Source organism: Sphingomonas sp. NPDC092440, from assembly GCF_044754985.1.
Classification (GTDB): Bacteria; Pseudomonadota; Alphaproteobacteria; order Sphingomonadales; family Sphingomonadaceae; genus Sphingomonas.
The window spans coordinates 1-16,814 of the sequence record NZ_JBIVQA010000011.1 but is presented as its reverse complement, the minus strand read 5'-3'; the positions used below and the strand labels follow the sequence as shown (position 1 = coordinate 16,814).

Here is a 16,814-nt window from a genome sequence, read left to right as displayed (position 1 = left end):
GTCACGTGTCGGTCAGCCCTTGAGCTTCTGCACCGCGTCGACCAGCTGGCCGACATTCTCGATCTCGGCCTGCATGTTCATCGTGATGATGATGTCGAACTCGTCCTCGATCGCGGCGACGAAATCCATCACGGTGAGGCTGTCCCATTCGAGATCACCGGCGAAGGTGGTGGCATCGGTGAGGGCGACGCCCTTCTTGTTGAAGGGCTCGATCTGGGCTGTGACGGTCTCGAAGACGGTGGCGCGGTCGGTCATGGGGTCCCTCTAGTGGTATCGACAGGCAGTGCCAAGCGATTGCGGCGGAAACGGGCCGCTGGCAGGGCGCGGGCGACGCGGAAGTTTACGAAACATACGCTACGGAGCCCCGATTCCCCGCCCCGTGAAGCCGCCCGGGCCTCGGCGATGGCGGGGAGAGGCGGGCGGCATCCATCGGCGCAGGGAAACAGACGATATCCGACATTGCAAGACGGCATCGCCGGGGCGGCCGTACTCCGCCGGAGCTGGCGAGGCGTGCCACTTGACTAAACCACCAACACAGGCGATCACGCTACAAATGTAGCCTGAAGAGGGGATCATGAGGGATCACACGCTGTCGCGCCGTTCCGCGCTGTCCGCCGGCGTCGCCGCCGCACTCGCGCCCGCCGTGCTGACCCGGCCCGCCCGGGCCGAGGCCCGGGCGTCGAAACCCCGCGATACCGCGCTGATCGGACTGTTCGGCCCGATGCCGCCACGCCCCAAGCCCCAATTCACCGTGCTCGAGACCGCCGGGATCGAAGGCGGGCAGCGGCTGAAGATCGAGTATCTCGCCGAAGCCGCCTATCCACCGCTCGGCGAGCCCGAGGACCGGGTGCGCGCCTATCTGCTGGTGCCCGCGCATCGCGCCGGGGCGCGGCTGCCGGCGATCCTCGCCTTCCACCAGGACGGACCGCAATATACTATCGGCAAGGCGGAGCCGGTGGGTCTCGCCGGGGATGCGAACCTGTTCTACGGGCTCGACCTGTTCCGTCGCGGCCATGTCGTGCTCTGCCCGGACCGCTTCTACCATGCCGAGCGCCGCCGCGGCGTCGATCCCGCCGCGCCGGCCGACAATGCACGGGACGGCAAGCTGTACGATCACCGCGTCGGCCAGCTGCTGCTGCGCGGCCGCAATTCGATCGGCAAGGAAGTCTTCGACGCCATGGTGGCGACCGACCTGCTCGCCAGCCTGCCCTATGTCGATCCGGCACGGATCGGCGGGATCGGCCATTCGGCGGGCGGCTTGGCGATGGTTCATTGGATGGCCCGCGACAAGCGCGCCAAGGCCGGCATCTCGTCCTGCGGGCTGTTCGAGATGCTCAACTTCTACCGCGAGGACGCGATCAAGCGGCGCTCCGCCTCGATCGCGCTGCCCGGCCTGGCGACACTGGGCCGGACAGCCGACTATCTGGCCATGGTCGCGCCGCGCAATGTGCTGCTCACCCGCGGGCGCTGGGAATGGGGCACCAAGGATGCGTGGCGCGAGGCCAGCCTGCGCCATGTCGCGGAGACCGAGGACATGGTCGCCCATGCCCGCGCCCGGGGATCGGGCAAGTCGCTCGAGGCGATATATTTCGACGAGGCCGGCGGCCATCACGATTTCCCGCCCGGCGTGCGCGAGCAGGCCTATGCCTGGCTGAAGACGCGGCTCTGACCGGTCTGCCCGGCAGCGATCGACGGCGGGGATTTGAGGCGCGCCGCATTCCCCGCTAGAGGCCCGGGATGCTTCGCCTGTCCGGACTGTATCTGCCGCTCGACCATGCACCCGAGGCCCTGCCCGAGGCGATCGCCAGGCGGCTGGGCATCGAGCCCGCCGAGCTCAAGCGCCACAGCCTCTATCGCCGCGGCAACGACGCCCGCCGACGCAATGCGATCCAGCTGGTCTATACCGTCGATGTCGAGCTGGCCGACGAAGCGGCGGTGCTCGCGCGCTTCCCGGACGACAAGGACCTGCGCCCCACCCCGGACATGGCATACCGCTTCCCGGTGACGGCGCCGAGCGGCTGGCGCGGCCTGCGCCCCGTGGTGATCGGCGCGGGACCGTGCGGCCTGTTCGCCGGGCTGATCCTGGCGCAGATGGGCTTCCGGCCCATCATCCTCGATCGCGGCAAGGTGGTGCGCCAGCGCACCAAGGATACCTGGGGCCTGTGGCGCCGCGCCGAACTGAACCCGGACAGCAATGTGCAGTTCGGCGAAGGCGGCGCCGGCACCTTTTCCGACGGCAAGCTCTATTGCCGGGTGAAGGACCCGCGCTTCCTGGGCCGCAAGGTGCTGGAGGAGTTCGTCAAGGCCGGCGCGCCCGACGACATATTGTGGGAAGCGCATCCGCATATCGGCACCTTCCGCCTCGTCACCATGGTCGAGAGCATGCGGGCGGCGATCGAGGCGCTGGGCGGCGAATATCGCTGGGAGACGCGAGTCGACGATCTCGAGCTCGAGCGCATGCCGGACGGGAACCAGCGGATGCGCGGGCTGCACCTGCATGACGGCAGCTTTCTCGAGGCCGATCATGTCGTGCTCGCGGTGGGGCACAGCGCCCGGTCGACCTTCGAGATGCTCCACCGGCGCGGCGTGCATGTCGAGGCCAAGCCCTTCGCGATCGGCGTGCGGATCGAGCATCCGCAGAGCTGGATCGACCGCGCGCGCTTCGGCAAGTGCGCCGGGCATCCGGACCTGGGCGCGGCGGCGTACAGCCTGGTCCATCACTGCGCGAACGGGCGCAGTGTCTACAGCTTCTGCATGTGCCCGGGCGGGCGCGTGGTCGCGGCGACCAGCGAGGAAGGCCGCGTCGTCACCAACGGGATGAGCCAATATTCGCGCGCGGAGTTCAACGCGAACTCCGGGCTGGTCGTGGCGATCGATCCCGCGCGCGACTATCCGGACGGGCCGCTGGCGGGGATCGCGCTGCAGCGGCATTGGGAAGACCTGGCCTATATCGCCGGGGGCTCCAACTATCACGCGCCGGGGCAGCGCGTGGGCGACCTGCTCGCCGGCCGGGCTTCCACCGCGCTGGGCGAGGTCATCCCCTCCTACAAGCCGGGCGTGAAGATGACCGATCTGTCCGAATGCCTGCCCGGCTTCGCGATCGAGGCGTTCCGCGAGGCGCTGCCGGTGTTCGGCCGCCAGATCGCCCATTACGATCATCCCGACGCGGTGATGACCGGAGTGGAAACGCGCACCTCCTCGCCGGTGCGGATCACGCGCGGCAAGGATCACCAGAGCCTGAACGTGGCGCAGCTGTTCCCCGCGGGCGAAGGCGCGGGCTATGCGGGCGGCATCCTCTCGGCGGCGATCGACGGGATCAAGACCGCCGAGGCCGTGGCGCGCAGCATGACAGGGATGCCCGCTTAGGGTCACGACTCGATCAGCAAACCCCGTCATCCCCGCCTGCGTGGGAATGGCGAGATAAATCAAAGCCCTGATCGGGTTTTGACCCCAGGTTGAGGACTCATATTCCTCTTTCGTCATCCCGGCCTTGCGCCGGGATGACGGGGTTTGCCGGCTGAATCATGACCCTAAGCAGGCACCGGCTGCGCCGGGGGCCGCCGATGCGCGGCCAGGCAGGAGATCACGCTCGCCACCACCAGCACAAAGGCCAGCATCTCGGGCAGCGTCGGGCCGCGATGCTCCCAGGCAAAGGCATAGAGCAGAGCGAACAGCGTCTCGAAGGTGATCATCTGCCCGGCCAGGGTGAGCGGCAGCAGGCGGCTCATCTTGTTCCACAGCGCATTGCCCACGATCGAGGCGAAGATCGCCACTCCGGCCGAGACTGCGGCGAACAGCGCCCAATCCCCCGCCCCATGGCTCCGCACGCCGAGCAGCAGCGCCAGCGGGACCAGCGCCAGGCTCTGGGCGCCGGTAACGATGCCGATCAACAGGCTCCAGTCGTGCGACGAGATCGCCTGCACCCGGGCGAGCATATGGTTGTTGCCCACGGCATAGGCACTCCAGGACGCCAGCGCGCCGATCGCGCAGGCCAGTCCGGCGAGCTGCGCGGCGACGGGAAGGGCGGAAGGCAGGAACACCGCCTGCCAGCCGATGCAGACCGCGCCGCCCGCGCAGAGCAGCAGCGACGGCGCGAGCCGGGCGAGCGGCACGGCGTCCCGGGCACGACTCCCCATAATGGTGACGACGACGGGGAGGAAGCCGATCACCAGGGCAGTGATCGCGGCGCCGCCAAGCTGCACGGCGCTGGCGAGCAGCAGATAGTAGAAAGTGTTGCCGGCCAGCGCGAGCAGGGCCAGCGCGCGCCACTCCCCTGCCCCAAGCTGCCCGGCAAGCCCCGGCCAGCGCGGGGCGATCAGCGCGGCGGAGATCAGGCCATAGGCAAGATAGCGCCCAATGGTCAGCTCGAGCGGCCCGAAGGCGCGCGCAAGCTCGGGCGCGAGGAACACCAGTCCCCAGAACGCGCCGGCGGCCGCGCCGCACAGCACGCCCAGCACCATCGATCCGCGTTCGCCCGACATGTTCGTTTCCCTTCGTGGCGAGGAATATCATCGCACCGGCGGGCAGTGCGCTCTTGATTGGCCGGCGGAATGCAACAAAAACTCGCACCATGGCCAGCGAACAGGGCAAATCCGCGCGGATACTCGACAGCTTCGATCGGGCGATCCTGCGAATCGTGCAGGCGGACAACAAGCTGCCGCAGCGGCGGATCGCCGAGGCGGTGAACCTCTCCGCGGCGGCAGTGCAGCGGCGGATCGCCGCGATGGAGGCGGCCGGCGTGATCGCGCGCAACGTGGCGATCGTCGATCCCGATGCCGTGCCGCTCACCATCACCTCCATCGTCGAGGTGCAGCTGGTCGACGAGCGCATGCCCACCGTCGAGCGGGCCCGGCAGCTGTTCCTCGCCACGCCCGAGGTGCAGCAATGCTATTACGTCACCGGCGGGGTGAGCTTCATGCTGGTGATCGTCACGTCGGACATGCGCGCCTATTCGGCGCTGACCCGACGGCTGTTCTCCGAGAACGACTGCATCGCCAGCTATCGCTCGCTGATCGCGCTCGACCGGGTAAAGACCGATACGAGCATCGTCATTCCCTAGCTTGAGAACCCAGGCAAGTATCTGATTTCTTTCACTATCTCCGCGACCCTCTTCGTCATTCCCGCCTGCGCGGGGAGGACGCGGTTTGCGGATTGAGCGTAACCCCAGGCGGCGCCTCGCCTAGAGCAGCCCCTGCCCGCGATACCAGGCGGCGGTCGCGGCGAGGCCGGCGGCGGTCTCCACCTGCGGCGTCCACAGATTGGCCGGCGGGCGCCGCGCGGGATCGATCACCCAATCCTGGTGGCAGAAATAGGCGACGCGGTCCGGCGTGAGCTTGGCATTCCCGCCGCGCACCAGCCGATCGAGATGCGCGCCGACCAGGAGCAGCGGGCGCGGGAGCGCGAAGGAAGCGACGCGCTTGCCGAGCGCCGCGCCGATCGCCTGGGCAAATTGCTTGTGGCTCCAGCCAAGCTCGGTGCCGTCGTCCGCATCGAGGATCTGGTTGCAGCCATCGGTGGCGGCAAGCGCGAGGAGGAGGCGGCCGAGGTCGCTCACTTCGAGCAGCGAGATGCGCCCGCCGCGCGGCATCAGCGCCAGCCCCTTGCTGGCCAGCTTGAACAGCTCGAGCATCTCGAGGTCGCCGGGGCCGTAGATGGCGGGCGGGCGGACAATGGTCCAGTCGAGGCCCGAGGCCATGACCAGCCGATCCCCCTCGGCCTTGGACCAGCCATAGGTGGAAAGCTCCGGCTCGCGCGCGGCGAGCGAGGAGACATGGACGAAGCGGCGCACGCCCTTCGCCTCGGCGGCCGCCAGCATGTTGCGCACGCCGTCGATGTTGCCCGCGGCGAAGCCCGCGCGGTCGGGCGCATTGACCACGCCGGCGACATGGATGACGACATCGGCGCCTTCGCACAGTTCGGCGAGCGCCGGCGCATTGCCCAGGTCGCCCTGGATCCAGGCGATGTGCGCATGCTCGGCCTGTGGACGGCGCGTGAGGGCGCGGACCTGGTGGCCGGCTTCGAGCGCGAGGGCGATCAGGCGGGTGCCGACAAAGCCGGTGCCGCCGGTGAGGGCAATGGTGGTCACAGCAGCGCCATATGGCTCCGGTGCACCAGTGTCGAGCGCGGGGCGTAACCGAGCAGCTCGGCCTGCTCCTCGTTGCGGCGGCCGAGGATGCGGGCGGCGTCCTCGCTGGGATATTCGGCCAGGCCGCGCGCGAGCGGCCTGCCGTCCGGCCCGGCGATCACGACCAGGTCGCCGCGCGTGAAATCGCCGTCGATCCGGGTGGCACCCGCGGCGAGCAGGCTGCGGCCCTGCCCCAATGCCCTGGCCGCGCCGGCATCGACATGGATGGTGCCGCGCGCGGTAATGCCGCCGGCCAGCCAGGCCTTGCGCGCCGGGGCCGTCTTCTCCGCCACGAACAGCGTGTGCTTCGCCTCCGACCCCAGCGGCCGCTCGATCCGGCCCGAGGCGATCGCGAGATGGGCACCGGCGGCATTGGCGATGCGCGCCGCCGCGATCTTCGAGACCATGCCGCCCGAGCCCATGCCGGACGCGGAACCGCTGTCGGCCATGCCCTCGACCGCGCCGTCGATCCGCTCGACCCGGGGGATGTGCACCGCGCCGGGCAGCGCCGGGTTGCGGTCGTAGAGCCCGTCGACGTCGGAAAGCAGCACCACCCCGCCCGCCCCCGCGGCCTGCGCCACGCGCGCGGCGAGCCGATCATTGTCGCCAAAGCGAATCTCTTCGGTGGCGACGCTGTCATTCTCGTTGAGCACGGGGACGACGCCCAGGCCGAGCAGGCGATCGAGCGTGGCGGCCGCATTGAGATAGCGGCGACGGTCCTCGAGATCGCCCAGCGTGACCAGCATCTGCGCCGCGACAAGCCCATTGACGGCGAGCACATCGGCCCAGACGCGGCTCAGCTCGATCTGGCCGGTGGCGGCGGCGGCCTGCGCATCCTCGAGGCTGGCCCGGCCGCCCCTGGCGAGCTTGAGGCGCCGCGCCCCCAGCGCGATCGCGCCGGAAGAAACCACCGCGACCTGCTGCCCCGCGCCGGCACGCGCCGCGATGTCGGTGGCGATGCCCTCCAGCCAGGCACGGCGCACGCCGCCGTCCGGGTCGACGAGCAGGGCCGAGCCGATCTTGACGACGATGCGCGGGCAGGAAGCGGGCGGGAACAGCGACATGGCCGCCGCTATATGGCTCCCCGCCCCGCCTAGCCAGACAGGAACGCTTGGGCGCGCCGTCGCGCGGCTATTCCTCGGTCCGGAGCAGCACCGCCTCGCCGATCATCAGGAACAGCAGGAACGGCGCCCACGCCGCCAGGAAGGGCGGATAGGCACCGAGATTGCCCATCGCGAGCGCGAAATTGTCGGCGACGAAATAAAGGAAGCCGAGCGCCATGCCGATCACTGCCCGGACGAACAGCTTGCCCGAGCGCGCGATGCCGAAAGCCGAGACGGCGCCCAGCAACGGCATCAGGATCGCCGAGAGCGGCCCCGCCAGCTTGTGCCACAGCGCGCCTTCGAGTGCCTCGGTCTGGCGGCCGGCCACCTTGAGGTCGCCGATCGCCTGGTAGAGCGCGCCGAACGCCAGGGAATCGGCATCGACATGCGCGAGGGTGAACTGATCCGGCCGGATGTTGTGGCCGATCACCAGGCTGCCGACCTTGGTCTTCTGGCCGGTGGCGACGATGAAGCGCTCGGCATTGTCGACCCGCCAGGCATCGCCGGCGCGCACCGCGTGCGGCGCGGTGAGGATGCTGATCAGCGAGCGGTTCTGCCGCTCATATACAGTGACGCCGTAGAGCTGCGCCGCATCGCCGCGCCCGCGGACCTGCTGCACCTGGATCAGGTTGTTGTCGCCCTTAACCCACACATTGGCGCGATCGCCGCGATCGATGGGCAGCGGCGCATAGGACACCTTCTTCCACTGTTCGAGCGTCGCGGTGGCGCGCGATACGATGCGATCGTTGAAGGTGAAGGAAATGGCCGCCACGGCGATCCCGGTGAGCAGCAGCGGCGCGAGCACCTGGTGCGCCGACAGGCCCGAGGCCTTCATCGCGATCACTTCGCTGTTCTGATTGAGCTGGGACAGCGTCAGGATCGAGCCCAGCAGCACCGAATAAGGCAGGAAGGTCGAGGCGATCTGCGGCACGCGCAGGCTGACGTACCGCCAGATCTCCGCATCGCCATTGCCGGCATATGCCAGGATCGCGCCGCTTTCCGTCAGCAGGTCGAGCGACTGGAGGATGAGCACCAGCGCGCCGAGAATGGCGAAGGTGCGCGTCAGGAACATGCGCGCCATGTAGAGCGACATGGTCCGCGACGGGAAGAAATTGGCCCAGGTCATGCCGCGGCTTCTTCCTCTCGGCGGAGCCGGCGGCGGCGGCCCGGCAAGCGGCGCGTGATCGCCTTGACCATCTTGGAGAAAGCCTTTTCGAGTCCGCCGATCGGCTGGCCGCCCGGCACATAGGCGATCTGATAGTACATCCAGATCACCAGCCCCGCGAACAGCATGAACGGCCCCCAGAGCGCGATCAGCGGATCGACCCGGCCGAGCTCGCCGATCGACTGCCCATATTCGTTGATCTTGTGATAGGTCACGATCATCACGATCGAGAGGAACACGCCCAGCGCCGAGGTGGATCGCTTGGGCGGCACGCCCAGCGCCACGGCGAGGAACGGCAGCAGGAACATCGAAGCGACTTCCGCCAGGCGGAAGTGGAAGGCCGAGCGGCTGCCCTCGCGATCCTCGTCACTCGCCTGCGGATTGCGGCCGATCACGGCGAGCTCGGGCAGGGTCCGCTCGATATTCTTGCCGCCACGGGTCCGGAACTGCTCGTATTTGGGCAGCGGGATCGGCAGGTTATGCGTGGTGAAGGTCAGCACCCGCGGCTCGGGCGAGTTCCGGTCGTGATGGACGAGCGTGCCGTTCTGCAGGCGGAAGATGATCACGTCCGGATCGTCCGAGCGCAGGAACTGGCCGCTCTGCGCGGTGACCGCCACCGGCGTGCCGTCCTTGGTCATCATCTGGACGAAGATGCCCGAGAGCCGGCGGCCCTCGTCCTTGCTCTCCTCGATGCGCATCGTCATCTTCGCGCCGAAGCTGGTGAACTCGCCCACCTTGATCGAAGCGCCCAGCGCGCCCGAGCGCAGTTCGAAGCGCAGCTGCTCGTAATTGTAGCGCGACCAGGGCTGGATGAAGCCGACAATGGCCAGGTTCAGCGCCGCCAGCGCGATCGCGTACATGAAAGGCACCTTGAGCAGGCGCGTATAGCTCATCCCCACCGCGCGCAGCACGTCGAGCTCGGACGAAGTGGCGAGGCGGCGAAAGGCGAGCAGGCAGCCCAGCATCAGCCCGATCGGAATGCCGAGCCCCAGATATTCGGGAAGCAGATTGGCGAGCATCCGCCAGACGACGCTGACCGGCCCGCCCTCGGTCGCGACGAACTCGAACAGGCGGAGCATGCGGTCGAGCACCAGCAGCATCGCCGATATGAGCAATGTCGAGATCAGGGGCACCGCGATCAGCCGCGCCATGTACCGATCGATCGAGTTCATCTGCGCGCGACGGTTGCCTTGGTTTCTTCTCGCCGGCGCGTCCGGCGCCGCCTCAATGAACCAAGAGCCTATACTCCGGGTTCCGGGCAGCGCCAGCAGGAAAGTTGCGCGTCAATAAAGTTGCGCGTCAATACTGCAGGCCGGAATTCCGCGGCGTGACATCGGCACCCTTGGGGTCCAGGCGCTCCCGGTCGGGATCGACCATCGGCATCGCGGCGGCCGCCTGTGCCCGGTGCTGGCGCGCCTGTTCGTTGTGGCGCTGCGCCTCGGCATAGCCCGGGCCGGCACGCATCTCGCGCTCGAAATCAAGGAGCCGCTCGGCCGAACCGATCACCTTGCCCTTCTCGATCCGGACGATGAATTCATCGATCAGGCGCTCGAGTCCCTTGCGGACCCCCGGGTTATACTGGGCCAGCGCGGCCTTTCCCTTGAAGTCGGCATCGAACGACAGCCGAGTCTTGCGGCCGCCCTCGAGCGGCGCGAAGCGCAGCGTCAGGTGAATGACCTCGGCGCCATCCTGGCTCACGCGATAGTCGATCTCCTTCGAGTCGATGCTGGTCACCTTGGGCCAGCTCATCCCCCTGCCGGGCGTCGCACTGTCCGGACCATAGCCGACCCAGCTGTCCTTCGCGCCGTTGAGCGTCAGGTCGAAGCTGCGCCAGGTGTCGTGCGGAGTCGCGTTCACCGTCCGCACGATCTCATCATTGTGGGTCGACACCACATAATAGCCGCCGCCGCCCAGCAGCGCGCATCCGATCAACGCCGTGCGAATCATTGCCCCGTGCCCCAAATGCTCCCGGGGGATTGTCCCGCCTTTCCGTAAATAGTCCCTCACCATGGGGTGACGGATTTGCGACACTCGCCTATGGCGCAGCGATGCATTTCCTCGATCAGGCAAAGATCTTCGTCCGCTCCGGTTCGGGCGGCCCGGGCGCCGTGAGCTTCCGGCGCGAGAAGTTCATCGAATATGGCGGCCCCGATGGCGGCAATGGCGGCAAGGGCGGCGATATCGTCTTCGAAGCCGTCGCCGGGCTCAACACGCTCATCGACTTCCGCTACACCCAGCATTTCCGGGCGCCGCGCGGCCAGGGCGGCTCGGGCTCGAACCGCACGGGCGCGGGCGGCGACGATCTGGTGGTCAAGGTACCGATCGGCACCCAGGTGCTCGCCGACGACGAGGAGCGCACGCTGCTGCTCGACCTGACGGAGGAAGGCCAGCGCGTCATCTTCCTGCGCGGCGGCGATGGCGGGCGCGGCAATGCCAGCTACAAGACCTCGACCAACCGCGCGCCGCGCCAGCACGGCACCGGCTGGCCGAACGAGGAAGCCTGGGTGTGGCTGCGCCTCAAGCTCCTCGCCGATGCAGGGCTGGTCGGCCTGCCCAATGCCGGCAAGTCGACCTTCATCAACCAGGTGACCAACGCCCAGGCCAAGGTGGGCGCCTATGCCTTCACCACCACGCGCCCGCAGCTGGGCGTGGTGCGGCACAAGGAGCGCGAGTTCGTCGTCGCCGACATTCCCGGCCTGATCGAAGGCGCGGCGGAAGGCGCCGGCATCGGCGACCGCTTCCTGGGGCATATCGAGCGCTGCCGCGTGCTGCTCCACCTGATCGACGCCAATGATCCAGATGTGGCCGAGAGCTATCGCGTGGTGCGTGGCGAGCTGGAAGCCTATGGCGCCGGCCTGGCCGACAAGCCGGCGGTGGTGGCGCTCAACAAGATCGACACGCTGGACGACGAGTTGATCGCCGCGCTCTCCGCCGAGCTGGAAGAGGCGAGCGGCGGCGCGGTGATCCCGATCTCTGGCGCAAGTGGCGTCGGCGTCGACTGGGTGCTCGACAAGCTGCTCGAGGAGATCGGCACCGACCATGGCAAGGTGGGCGACGACGACGAAGGCGAGGAAGCGATCGAATGGTCGCCGATCTGAGGGGCTAACCGGGCAACCCCTCGTCATCCCGGCTAGAGCCGGGATGACGGATTGGCTTGGAGGCAACCGATCCAAACAAAAAGGCCGGGCATCGCTGCCCGGCCTTTTTGTTTCAGCGCGTCCGCCGGTTCAGCGGGCGCCCATGGTGCTGGCGGCAAGGCGGTGCATCAGTCCGCGCAGCGTGGGGTAATTGGCCTTGTGATAGGCCGAGGCTTCCTCGAGCGCGTCCGACAGGCGGCGGTGCGCCTCGTTCAGTGCGTGATAGGGCAGGCTCGGCAGCAGATGGTGCAGCGCGTGATAGCGCAGGCCGATCGGCGCCCAGAGATAGGCGAAGAAGCCCGGCGTCGGCACGTTGACGCTGTCCAGATACTGGGCAGTCACGGTGAGCGGCTCGCCGTCATTCTCCCAGAGGTGCGCCACCAGCGTGCGGACCTGGTTGATCACCGCCACGCCCGCGATCACCGCGAGATAGATGCCGAAGTCGCGCAGCGGGATCACGCCCGTCGCGACCAGGGACAGCAGCGCGATCGAGAAGACGCTGGCGCCCAGCTCCTGCCAGAACCACTGGGTCCTGAGCTCGCCCTCGGGCTCGCGGCGCTCGAAGGCCGGGTTGATCTTGAGGCCCGAATATTTGGCGACGACGACGCGGCGCAGCTTCGGGAACACCGCCGAAAGCGGCGCGAGCACGGCGAAGCGGATCAGCATCGCGATCGGCATCAGCACCGCGGCGAGCAGGAACACCGGCAGCGTCCAGGGCTTCATCAGCGCAAGCGGCAGATATTCGGGATCCTCGACCGTGCCGTAGCGGGTGCGCGCGTGGTGAAGGTTGTGCACGCCTTCATAGGTGAAGCTCGGCACCAGGATCGGGATGCCGACCAGCAGGTTCCAGCCGAGCCGGAAATTGGGGAGCAGCGCGTGCTTCACATGCGTCAGCTCATGGATGAACAGGCTGGCGCGATAAAGGGCGAGCACCGCCACCGCGCCGGCGAACACCGCCAGCAGCACCGAGGGGGCAAGGATGGTCGCGGCAAGCGCGGCATAGCCGATGCCCGCGGAGAGCAGCATGTCGGTCCAGTAGACGCGCGGATTGGGCGCATGGAGGTCGCGCGTGAGCTCGGCCGCGGCGCGCAGCATCGCGCGATCGTCGGGCACGCCGGAAAGCTTGATACGCGCACTGGCCGGCGCCGCCGCCGGCGCGTCGTCGTGAACCTTGAGGGCAAGCGATTTCGTCATCATGTCCGCCATTGGCCTCAGATAGTGGCTTTATGGTGGCATTCCAGCGGTTAGGGCGCGCCCCGCCCGCCGCAATTGCCGCGCTTGACACTGGCCCCGTGGCGAAGGACTGCATTGCGCTGAATCAAACCAACAGAAGGGCTTTTCCCTTGCCCAGCGGCCCCCTCAGCATCCGTCCCGTCTCGTCCAAGCGCGACATCAAGCAGTTCATCGAGATCGCCTATCGCCTGAACGGCGACGATCCGAACTGGGTCGCCCCGCTGCGCGACGAGGTGGCCGGGACGATCAGCCCGAAGAAGAATGGCTGGTTCAGCCATGCCGAGGCGCAGCTCTTCCTCGCCGAGCGCGACGGCGAGCCGGTCGGCCGCATCTCCGCCCATATCGATTTCCTGGCGCTCGAAATGCCGCCCGAGCAGGGCTTCGGCCCCGGCACCGGCTTCTGGGGCATGTTCGAGGCCGCGGACCAGAATGCCGCCAAGGCGCTGATCAACGCAGCCGAGGACTGGCTGCGCGGCAAGGGCATGACGCGGGCGCTCGGCCCGGTCAGCCTGTCGATCTGGGAGGAGCCCGGCCTGCTGGTGAAGGGGCACGACCACTCCCCCACCGTACTGATGGGCCATCATCCGGCGAAATATCAGGGCTGGATCGAGGCGGCCGGCTACACCGAAGCCAAGAAGCTGCTCACCTATGAGCTCGACGTGAGCAAGCGCTTCCCGCCGCTGGTCAACCGCATCGTCGAGAATGGCGAGAAGAACCCGCGGATCCGCATCCGCAAGGTCAACAAGGCGAAGTTCGCCGAGGAAGCCGCGATCATCCTTGCGATCCTGAACGATGCATGGTCGGACAATTGGGGCTTCATCCCGCTGACCCAGCCCGAGATCGACGATGTCGGCAAGAAGCTGAAGCCGCTGGTGTTCGAGGACCTCATCATGATCGCCGAACTGGACGGCGAGCCGGTGGCGTTCATGGTCACCCTGCCCGACTTCAACGAGGCGCTGAAGCCGCTCAAGGGCTCGCTCCTGCCCTTTGGCTGGGCCAAGCTGCTGCTATGGCTCCGGCGCCCCAAGGCGCGCACGATGCGCGTGCCGCTGATGGGCGTGGTGAAGCGGCTGCAGGCTTCCCGCATGGCGAGCCAGCTCGCCTTCATGATGATCGAATATATCCGCCGCGCGGCCGTGGCCAATTACGGGGCGAGCCGCGGCGAGATCGGCTGGATCCTGGACGACAACCAGGGGATGAACGCGATCGCCGATGCGATCGATTCCTGGGTGAACCGCGAATACGCGATCTACCAGAAGCCGCTCTGAGGACGGCCCGGGCGGCAAGCCGGCCCGCTCCCGAGGGTACGGGGGAGCGGGCCGGTGCCGGTCGTAACCGGCCAGAGGAGGTCGCGCCGCGACGGCACGGTTGCACTAATCCGTCGCAGGCGCCCTCCCGGGGCCTCAACGTTGCTTCATCACCTCAAGGGGATCGACGCCGAAATCGAGCCACTCGCTGCGGGTGCGGCAATCGCGCTTGAGAATGCGCGAGCCGGTCGTCTCGGTGTCGATGCAATATTTGCGGGTGTCGGCCTTCGCCGCCCGGGTCGGCGACTGCTCCTGTTCCTGCTTCGCCTTTGCCGGATCATTGCCGGCGGCGGCAGCGGGGGAGACGGCGCCGGCCGCAAAGGCGGCGCCCGCCAGCATGACGGCAGCGGCGGAGAAGATGGACTTGCGAGTCATTGCTGAATTCCTCGATGCTTGGGAGCTTGCCGGCAAACGGCGCTGCGCAGTCGGAGCGCCGCCCGTCCGCCGGAAAGCGGTGGAGCGGTCTGCTCAGTTCTTCTGGACTTCCTTGATCGGATCGATGCCGGTGCGGGCGATCCACTCGGCACGGGTGTGGCATTCGCGCTTGGGCATCAGCGTGCCGGTCGACGGCCCCTGGACGCAGTAACGCTTCTGCATCGCCTGGTCCGACTGGTCGTCGGCCTTCTTGGCCTCCTTGGCCGGATCATTGGCGCGGGCGAGCGCCGGCGATACGGCACCGGCGACCAGAGTAACGGTGGCGGCAATCGCCAGGAAGGCGGACTGGATGGGCTTGCTGTTCATATCCTCAACTCCTCTACTCGCAGACATGACAGGCGCTCCTTCCCGCCTGTGCCCCATGCTTCGCAATCCGCGTGCCAAGTTTGAGAGTTACGCAAGTTCAATGACTTAGCATATTATGACAGCGTGATGACGTGCCATAACACAGCAATACACACCAGATTTTGGGATTTACCGGAGATGCCCGTCCGGAAGCGGACACCGGCCTTGTTCGGAAACGGCCAGTCCGGAGTCACGCCTCAATCAGCGAACGAAGAAAATCCAGCTGACGAAGGAAATCAAAGCCTTGATCGGGTTCTGGCCCTAACGGAGGCTGACCCAGCAGGGCGCGTGATCGCTGGCCTTTTCGCGGCCGCGATATTCCTTGTCGACGCCGGCACCCAGGAATCGATCGGCCGCGATCGGGCTCAACAGCAGATGATCGATGCGAAAGCCCGCATCGCGCTGCCAGGCGCCTGCCTGATAGTCCCAGAAGGTCCAGATGCCGCCGCCGGGAAAGCGGGTGCGCAATGAATCGGTCCAGCCCTGGGCCAGCAGCGCACGATAGCGTTCGCGGCTCTCGGGCTGCATCAGCGCATCGCTCGCCATGGCGCGAACCGAGAAGGTGTCGTCATCATTGGGGATGACGTTATAGTCGCCGGCCAGCACCACCGGCCGCTCCTCGGCAAGCAACGCCCGCGCGCGATCGGCAAGGCGCTCCATCCATTTCAGCTTGTAGTCGAACTTGGGGCCGGGCTGCGGATTGCCATTGGGCAGATAGATGGACGCGACGATCAGATCGCCGATCTCGGCTTCGATATAGCGGCTATGCGCATCCTCGGGATCGCCGGCCAGCCCGCGCTGGCGCTCCACGGGCTGCTGGCCCCTGGCCAGCACCGCAACGCCGTTGAACCCCTTCTGCCCATGCCACACGGCGCCATAGCCCGCCGCTTCGATCTCCCTGACCGGCAACGTCTCGTCGGCGCCCTTCAGCTCCTGGAGGCAGACCACGTCCGGCTGCTGCTCGGCGAGATACTCCAGCAGGCGCTCCATGCGCGCCTTGATGCCATTGACATTATAGGTGACGATCTTGGGCAAGGGGGCCTTCCGCTCAGACCGAGAAGCTGGTGCCGCAGCCGCAGCCCGACGCCGCGTTGGGATTCTGCACGGTGAAGTGCGCGCCGCCGAGATTGTCGACGAAATCGACATGCGCGCCCCGCACGAGATCCAGGCTGATCGAATCGACGACCAGCCGGACCCCGTCCAGTTCGGCGACCTCGTCGTCGCCCGCCACGGCATCCGCGAAACCGAATTTATACTGGAAGCCCGAGCAACCCCCGCCCTCCACCGAGAGGCGCAGGATCGCGGGCTTGCCCTGCTTGGCCGCGATCGCCGCGACACGCGCGGCAGCGGCGGGAGTCAGGCCGATTTCGGGCTGGGTCAGCGTAGCCATGGCGTGGAGATAGTGGCCCGGACGCCCCGAGGCAATGCGCCAGGCCCCGCCGGCGGACAGGCGGGCGTCACTGCCGGGCCCGGATGAATATGCATTCCCTCTCCCGTCATCCTCGCGCAGGCGGGGACCCAGGGTAGCGCAGGACAACGATGCTAGCAGGCGAGCTCCCTTCCGGAGCGCGCAGGGCTCGACTGCCCGCGCCCCGCCCGTGGCCCTGGATCCCCGCCTGCGCGGGATGACGAAATAAATCAAAGCCTTGATCGGGTTTGGCCCCTAGGTTGAGAACCCAAACAAGCCGTTGAAACTCCACCCGTCATCCCCGCGCAGGCGGGGATCCAGGGTAGTAAGGGACGATCGAAGCGATCACGCGCAGGCTTGCCGGAAACGGCAAGGCGAGCCTCGCCGTCCTTGCCCTTGGCCCTGGATCCCCGCCTGCGCGGGGATGGCGGGTGCAGGAATATGAGTCCTCACCCTAGGTTTAGAACCTATATATCTGTTTGAGTTATTGTCGTAATATGTGTGGTAGATGAGTTTGGCGGAGGGGATGGATGTCACGTCATCTGTTTTGGCTGTCG

General features: G+C 67.4%; 17 protein-coding genes. 5 read left to right on the top strand and 12 right to left on the bottom strand.

The genetic code is table 11. The features are described 5' to 3' along the window. Positions 1-12: 12 nt before the first annotated feature. On the bottom strand, positions 13-255 hold the full coding sequence (locus ACIQCS_RS17725) for an acyl carrier protein (protein WP_086130408.1): 243 nt from the start codon (positions 253-255) through the stop codon (positions 13-15). Between the two features lie 319 nt (positions 256-574). Here ACIQCS_RS17725 and ACIQCS_RS17720 point away from each other — a divergent pair, with 319 nt between their 5' ends. Together ACIQCS_RS17720 and ACIQCS_RS17715 are read left to right on the top strand one after the other, a co-directional pair. Beyond that, entirely contained in the window at positions 575-1,669 is a 1,095-nt protein-coding gene (locus ACIQCS_RS17720) for a prolyl oligopeptidase family serine peptidase (protein ID WP_345847399.1), read from the top strand. Positions 1,670-1,737: 68 nt separating this feature from the next. Next, a complete protein-coding gene (locus ACIQCS_RS17715) occupies positions 1,738-3,366 on the top strand; it encodes an NAD(P)/FAD-dependent oxidoreductase (protein WP_345847401.1) in 1,629 nt (542 codons plus the stop codon). A gap of 164 nt (positions 3,367-3,530) precedes the next feature. On the opposite strand, the gene ACIQCS_RS17710 is transcribed toward ACIQCS_RS17715, so the two are convergent. Next, complete coding sequence (locus tag ACIQCS_RS17710; protein ID WP_345847403.1) at positions 3,531-4,481, bottom strand: DMT family transporter; 951 nt, start codon at positions 4,479-4,481, stop codon at positions 3,531-3,533. An 89-nt stretch (positions 4,482-4,570) separates the two neighbouring features. Between ACIQCS_RS17710 and ACIQCS_RS17705 the strand changes: the two genes are divergently transcribed. After that, positions 4,571-5,059: an Lrp/AsnC family transcriptional regulator gene (locus ACIQCS_RS17705; protein ID WP_345847405.1), complete on the top strand. Its 489-nt coding sequence runs from the start codon at positions 4,571-4,573 to the stop codon at positions 5,057-5,059. Between the two features lie 120 nt (positions 5,060-5,179). Here ACIQCS_RS17705 and ACIQCS_RS17700 read toward each other — a convergent pair whose 3' ends face one another. The 5 genes from ACIQCS_RS17700 to ACIQCS_RS17680 form a co-directional block, all read right to left on the bottom strand. Then, positions 5,180-6,085, bottom strand: coding sequence for an NAD(P)H-binding protein (locus tag ACIQCS_RS17700; RefSeq protein ID WP_345847408.1), 906 nt, complete (start codon positions 6,083-6,085; stop codon positions 5,180-5,182). Continuing rightward, positions 6,082-7,188 (bottom strand): glutamate 5-kinase, encoded by a 1,107-nt coding sequence (gene proB, locus ACIQCS_RS17695; RefSeq protein WP_345847410.1) that lies wholly within the window; start codon positions 7,186-7,188, stop codon positions 6,082-6,084. Before proB ends, ACIQCS_RS17700 begins: the two co-directional genes overlap by 4 nt. A gap of 67 nt (positions 7,189-7,255) precedes the next feature. Continuing rightward, a complete protein-coding gene (lptG, locus tag ACIQCS_RS17690) occupies positions 7,256-8,353 on the bottom strand; it encodes an LPS export ABC transporter permease LptG (RefSeq protein WP_345847412.1) in 1,098 nt (365 codons plus the stop codon). Beyond that, positions 8,350-9,564 (bottom strand): LPS export ABC transporter permease LptF, encoded by a 1,215-nt coding sequence (gene lptF / locus ACIQCS_RS17685; RefSeq protein ID WP_345847413.1) that lies wholly within the window; start codon positions 9,562-9,564, stop codon positions 8,350-8,352. Before lptF ends, lptG begins: the two co-directional genes overlap by 4 nt. Positions 9,565-9,691: 127 nt before the next feature. Further along, positions 9,692-10,339 carry a hypothetical protein gene (locus tag ACIQCS_RS17680; protein ID WP_345847414.1) on the bottom strand — a complete coding sequence of 216 codons (648 nt, stop codon included), beginning with the start codon at positions 10,337-10,339 and terminating at the stop codon, positions 9,692-9,694. Positions 10,340-10,440: 101 nt separating this feature from the next. Between ACIQCS_RS17680 and obgE the strand changes: the two genes are divergently transcribed. Next, positions 10,441-11,490 (top strand): GTPase ObgE, encoded by a 1,050-nt coding sequence (gene obgE / locus ACIQCS_RS17675; RefSeq protein WP_345847416.1) that lies wholly within the window; start codon positions 10,441-10,443, stop codon positions 11,488-11,490. A gap of 129 nt (positions 11,491-11,619) precedes the next feature. Here obgE and ACIQCS_RS17670 read toward each other — a convergent pair whose 3' ends face one another. Then, a complete protein-coding gene (locus tag ACIQCS_RS17670; protein ID WP_345847418.1) occupies positions 11,620-12,723 on the bottom strand; it encodes a fatty acid desaturase in 1,104 nt (367 codons plus the stop codon). Between the two features lie 149 nt (positions 12,724-12,872). Here ACIQCS_RS17670 and ACIQCS_RS17665 point away from each other — a divergent pair, with 149 nt between their 5' ends. Continuing rightward, positions 12,873-14,030 (top strand): GNAT family N-acetyltransferase, encoded by a 1,158-nt coding sequence (locus tag ACIQCS_RS17665; protein WP_345847420.1) that lies wholly within the window; start codon positions 12,873-12,875, stop codon positions 14,028-14,030. 135 nt (positions 14,031-14,165) lie between these two features. On the opposite strand, the gene ACIQCS_RS17660 is transcribed toward ACIQCS_RS17665, so the two are convergent. The 4 genes from ACIQCS_RS17660 to erpA all read right to left on the bottom strand — a co-directional run bounded on the left by ACIQCS_RS17660 (position 14,166) and on the right by erpA (position 16,239). Beyond that, entirely contained in the window at positions 14,166-14,444 is a 279-nt protein-coding gene (locus ACIQCS_RS17660) for a hypothetical protein (protein ID WP_345847421.1), read from the bottom strand. 93 nt (positions 14,445-14,537) lie between these two features. Next, positions 14,538-14,810, bottom strand: coding sequence for a hypothetical protein (locus tag ACIQCS_RS17655; RefSeq protein ID WP_345847422.1), 273 nt, complete (start codon positions 14,808-14,810; stop codon positions 14,538-14,540). 300 nt (positions 14,811-15,110) lie between these two features. Continuing rightward, positions 15,111-15,884 (bottom strand): exodeoxyribonuclease III, encoded by a 774-nt coding sequence (gene xth / locus ACIQCS_RS17650; RefSeq protein WP_345847423.1) that lies wholly within the window; start codon positions 15,882-15,884, stop codon positions 15,111-15,113. Positions 15,885-15,897: 13 nt separating this feature from the next. Then, entirely contained in the window at positions 15,898-16,239 is a 342-nt protein-coding gene (gene erpA, locus ACIQCS_RS17645; RefSeq protein WP_280279640.1) for an iron-sulfur cluster insertion protein ErpA, read from the bottom strand. Positions 16,240-16,814: the final 575 nt, after the last annotated feature.

Excerpts from the sequence above, each read along its gene's own strand:
- lptG (WP_345847412.1), bottom strand. The coding sequence starts at position 8,353 with ATGACCTGGGCCAATTTCTTCCCGTCGCGGACCATGTCGCTCTACATG.
- ACIQCS_RS17725 (WP_086130408.1), bottom strand. The coding sequence starts at position 255 with ATGACCGACCGCGCCACCGTCTTCGAGACCGTCACAGCCCAGATCGAG.
- ACIQCS_RS17670 (WP_345847418.1), bottom strand. The coding sequence starts at position 12,723 with ATGACGAAATCGCTTGCCCTCAAGGTTCACGACGACGCGCCGGCGGCG.
- ACIQCS_RS17720 (WP_345847399.1), top strand. The coding sequence starts at position 575 with ATGAGGGATCACACGCTGTCGCGCCGTTCCGCGCTGTCCGCCGGCGTC.
- ACIQCS_RS17710 (WP_345847403.1), bottom strand. The coding sequence starts at position 4,481 with ATGTCGGGCGAACGCGGATCGATGGTGCTGGGCGTGCTGTGCGGCGCG.
- erpA (WP_280279640.1), bottom strand. The coding sequence starts at position 16,239 with ATGGCTACGCTGACCCAGCCCGAAATCGGCCTGACTCCCGCCGCTGCC.
- ACIQCS_RS17680 (WP_345847414.1), bottom strand. The coding sequence starts at position 10,339 with ATGATTCGCACGGCGTTGATCGGATGCGCGCTGCTGGGCGGCGGCGGC.
- proB (WP_345847410.1), bottom strand. The coding sequence starts at position 7,188 with ATGTCGCTGTTCCCGCCCGCTTCCTGCCCGCGCATCGTCGTCAAGATC.
- ACIQCS_RS17715 (WP_345847401.1), top strand. The coding sequence starts at position 1,738 with ATGCTTCGCCTGTCCGGACTGTATCTGCCGCTCGACCATGCACCCGAG.
- obgE (WP_345847416.1), top strand. The coding sequence starts at position 10,441 with ATGCATTTCCTCGATCAGGCAAAGATCTTCGTCCGCTCCGGTTCGGGC.
- ACIQCS_RS17660 (WP_345847421.1), bottom strand. The coding sequence starts at position 14,444 with ATGACTCGCAAGTCCATCTTCTCCGCCGCTGCCGTCATGCTGGCGGGC.
- ACIQCS_RS17655 (WP_345847422.1), bottom strand. The coding sequence starts at position 14,810 with ATGAACAGCAAGCCCATCCAGTCCGCCTTCCTGGCGATTGCCGCCACC.
- lptF (WP_345847413.1), bottom strand. The coding sequence starts at position 9,564 with ATGAACTCGATCGATCGGTACATGGCGCGGCTGATCGCGGTGCCCCTG.
- ACIQCS_RS17705 (WP_345847405.1), top strand. The coding sequence starts at position 4,571 with ATGGCCAGCGAACAGGGCAAATCCGCGCGGATACTCGACAGCTTCGAT.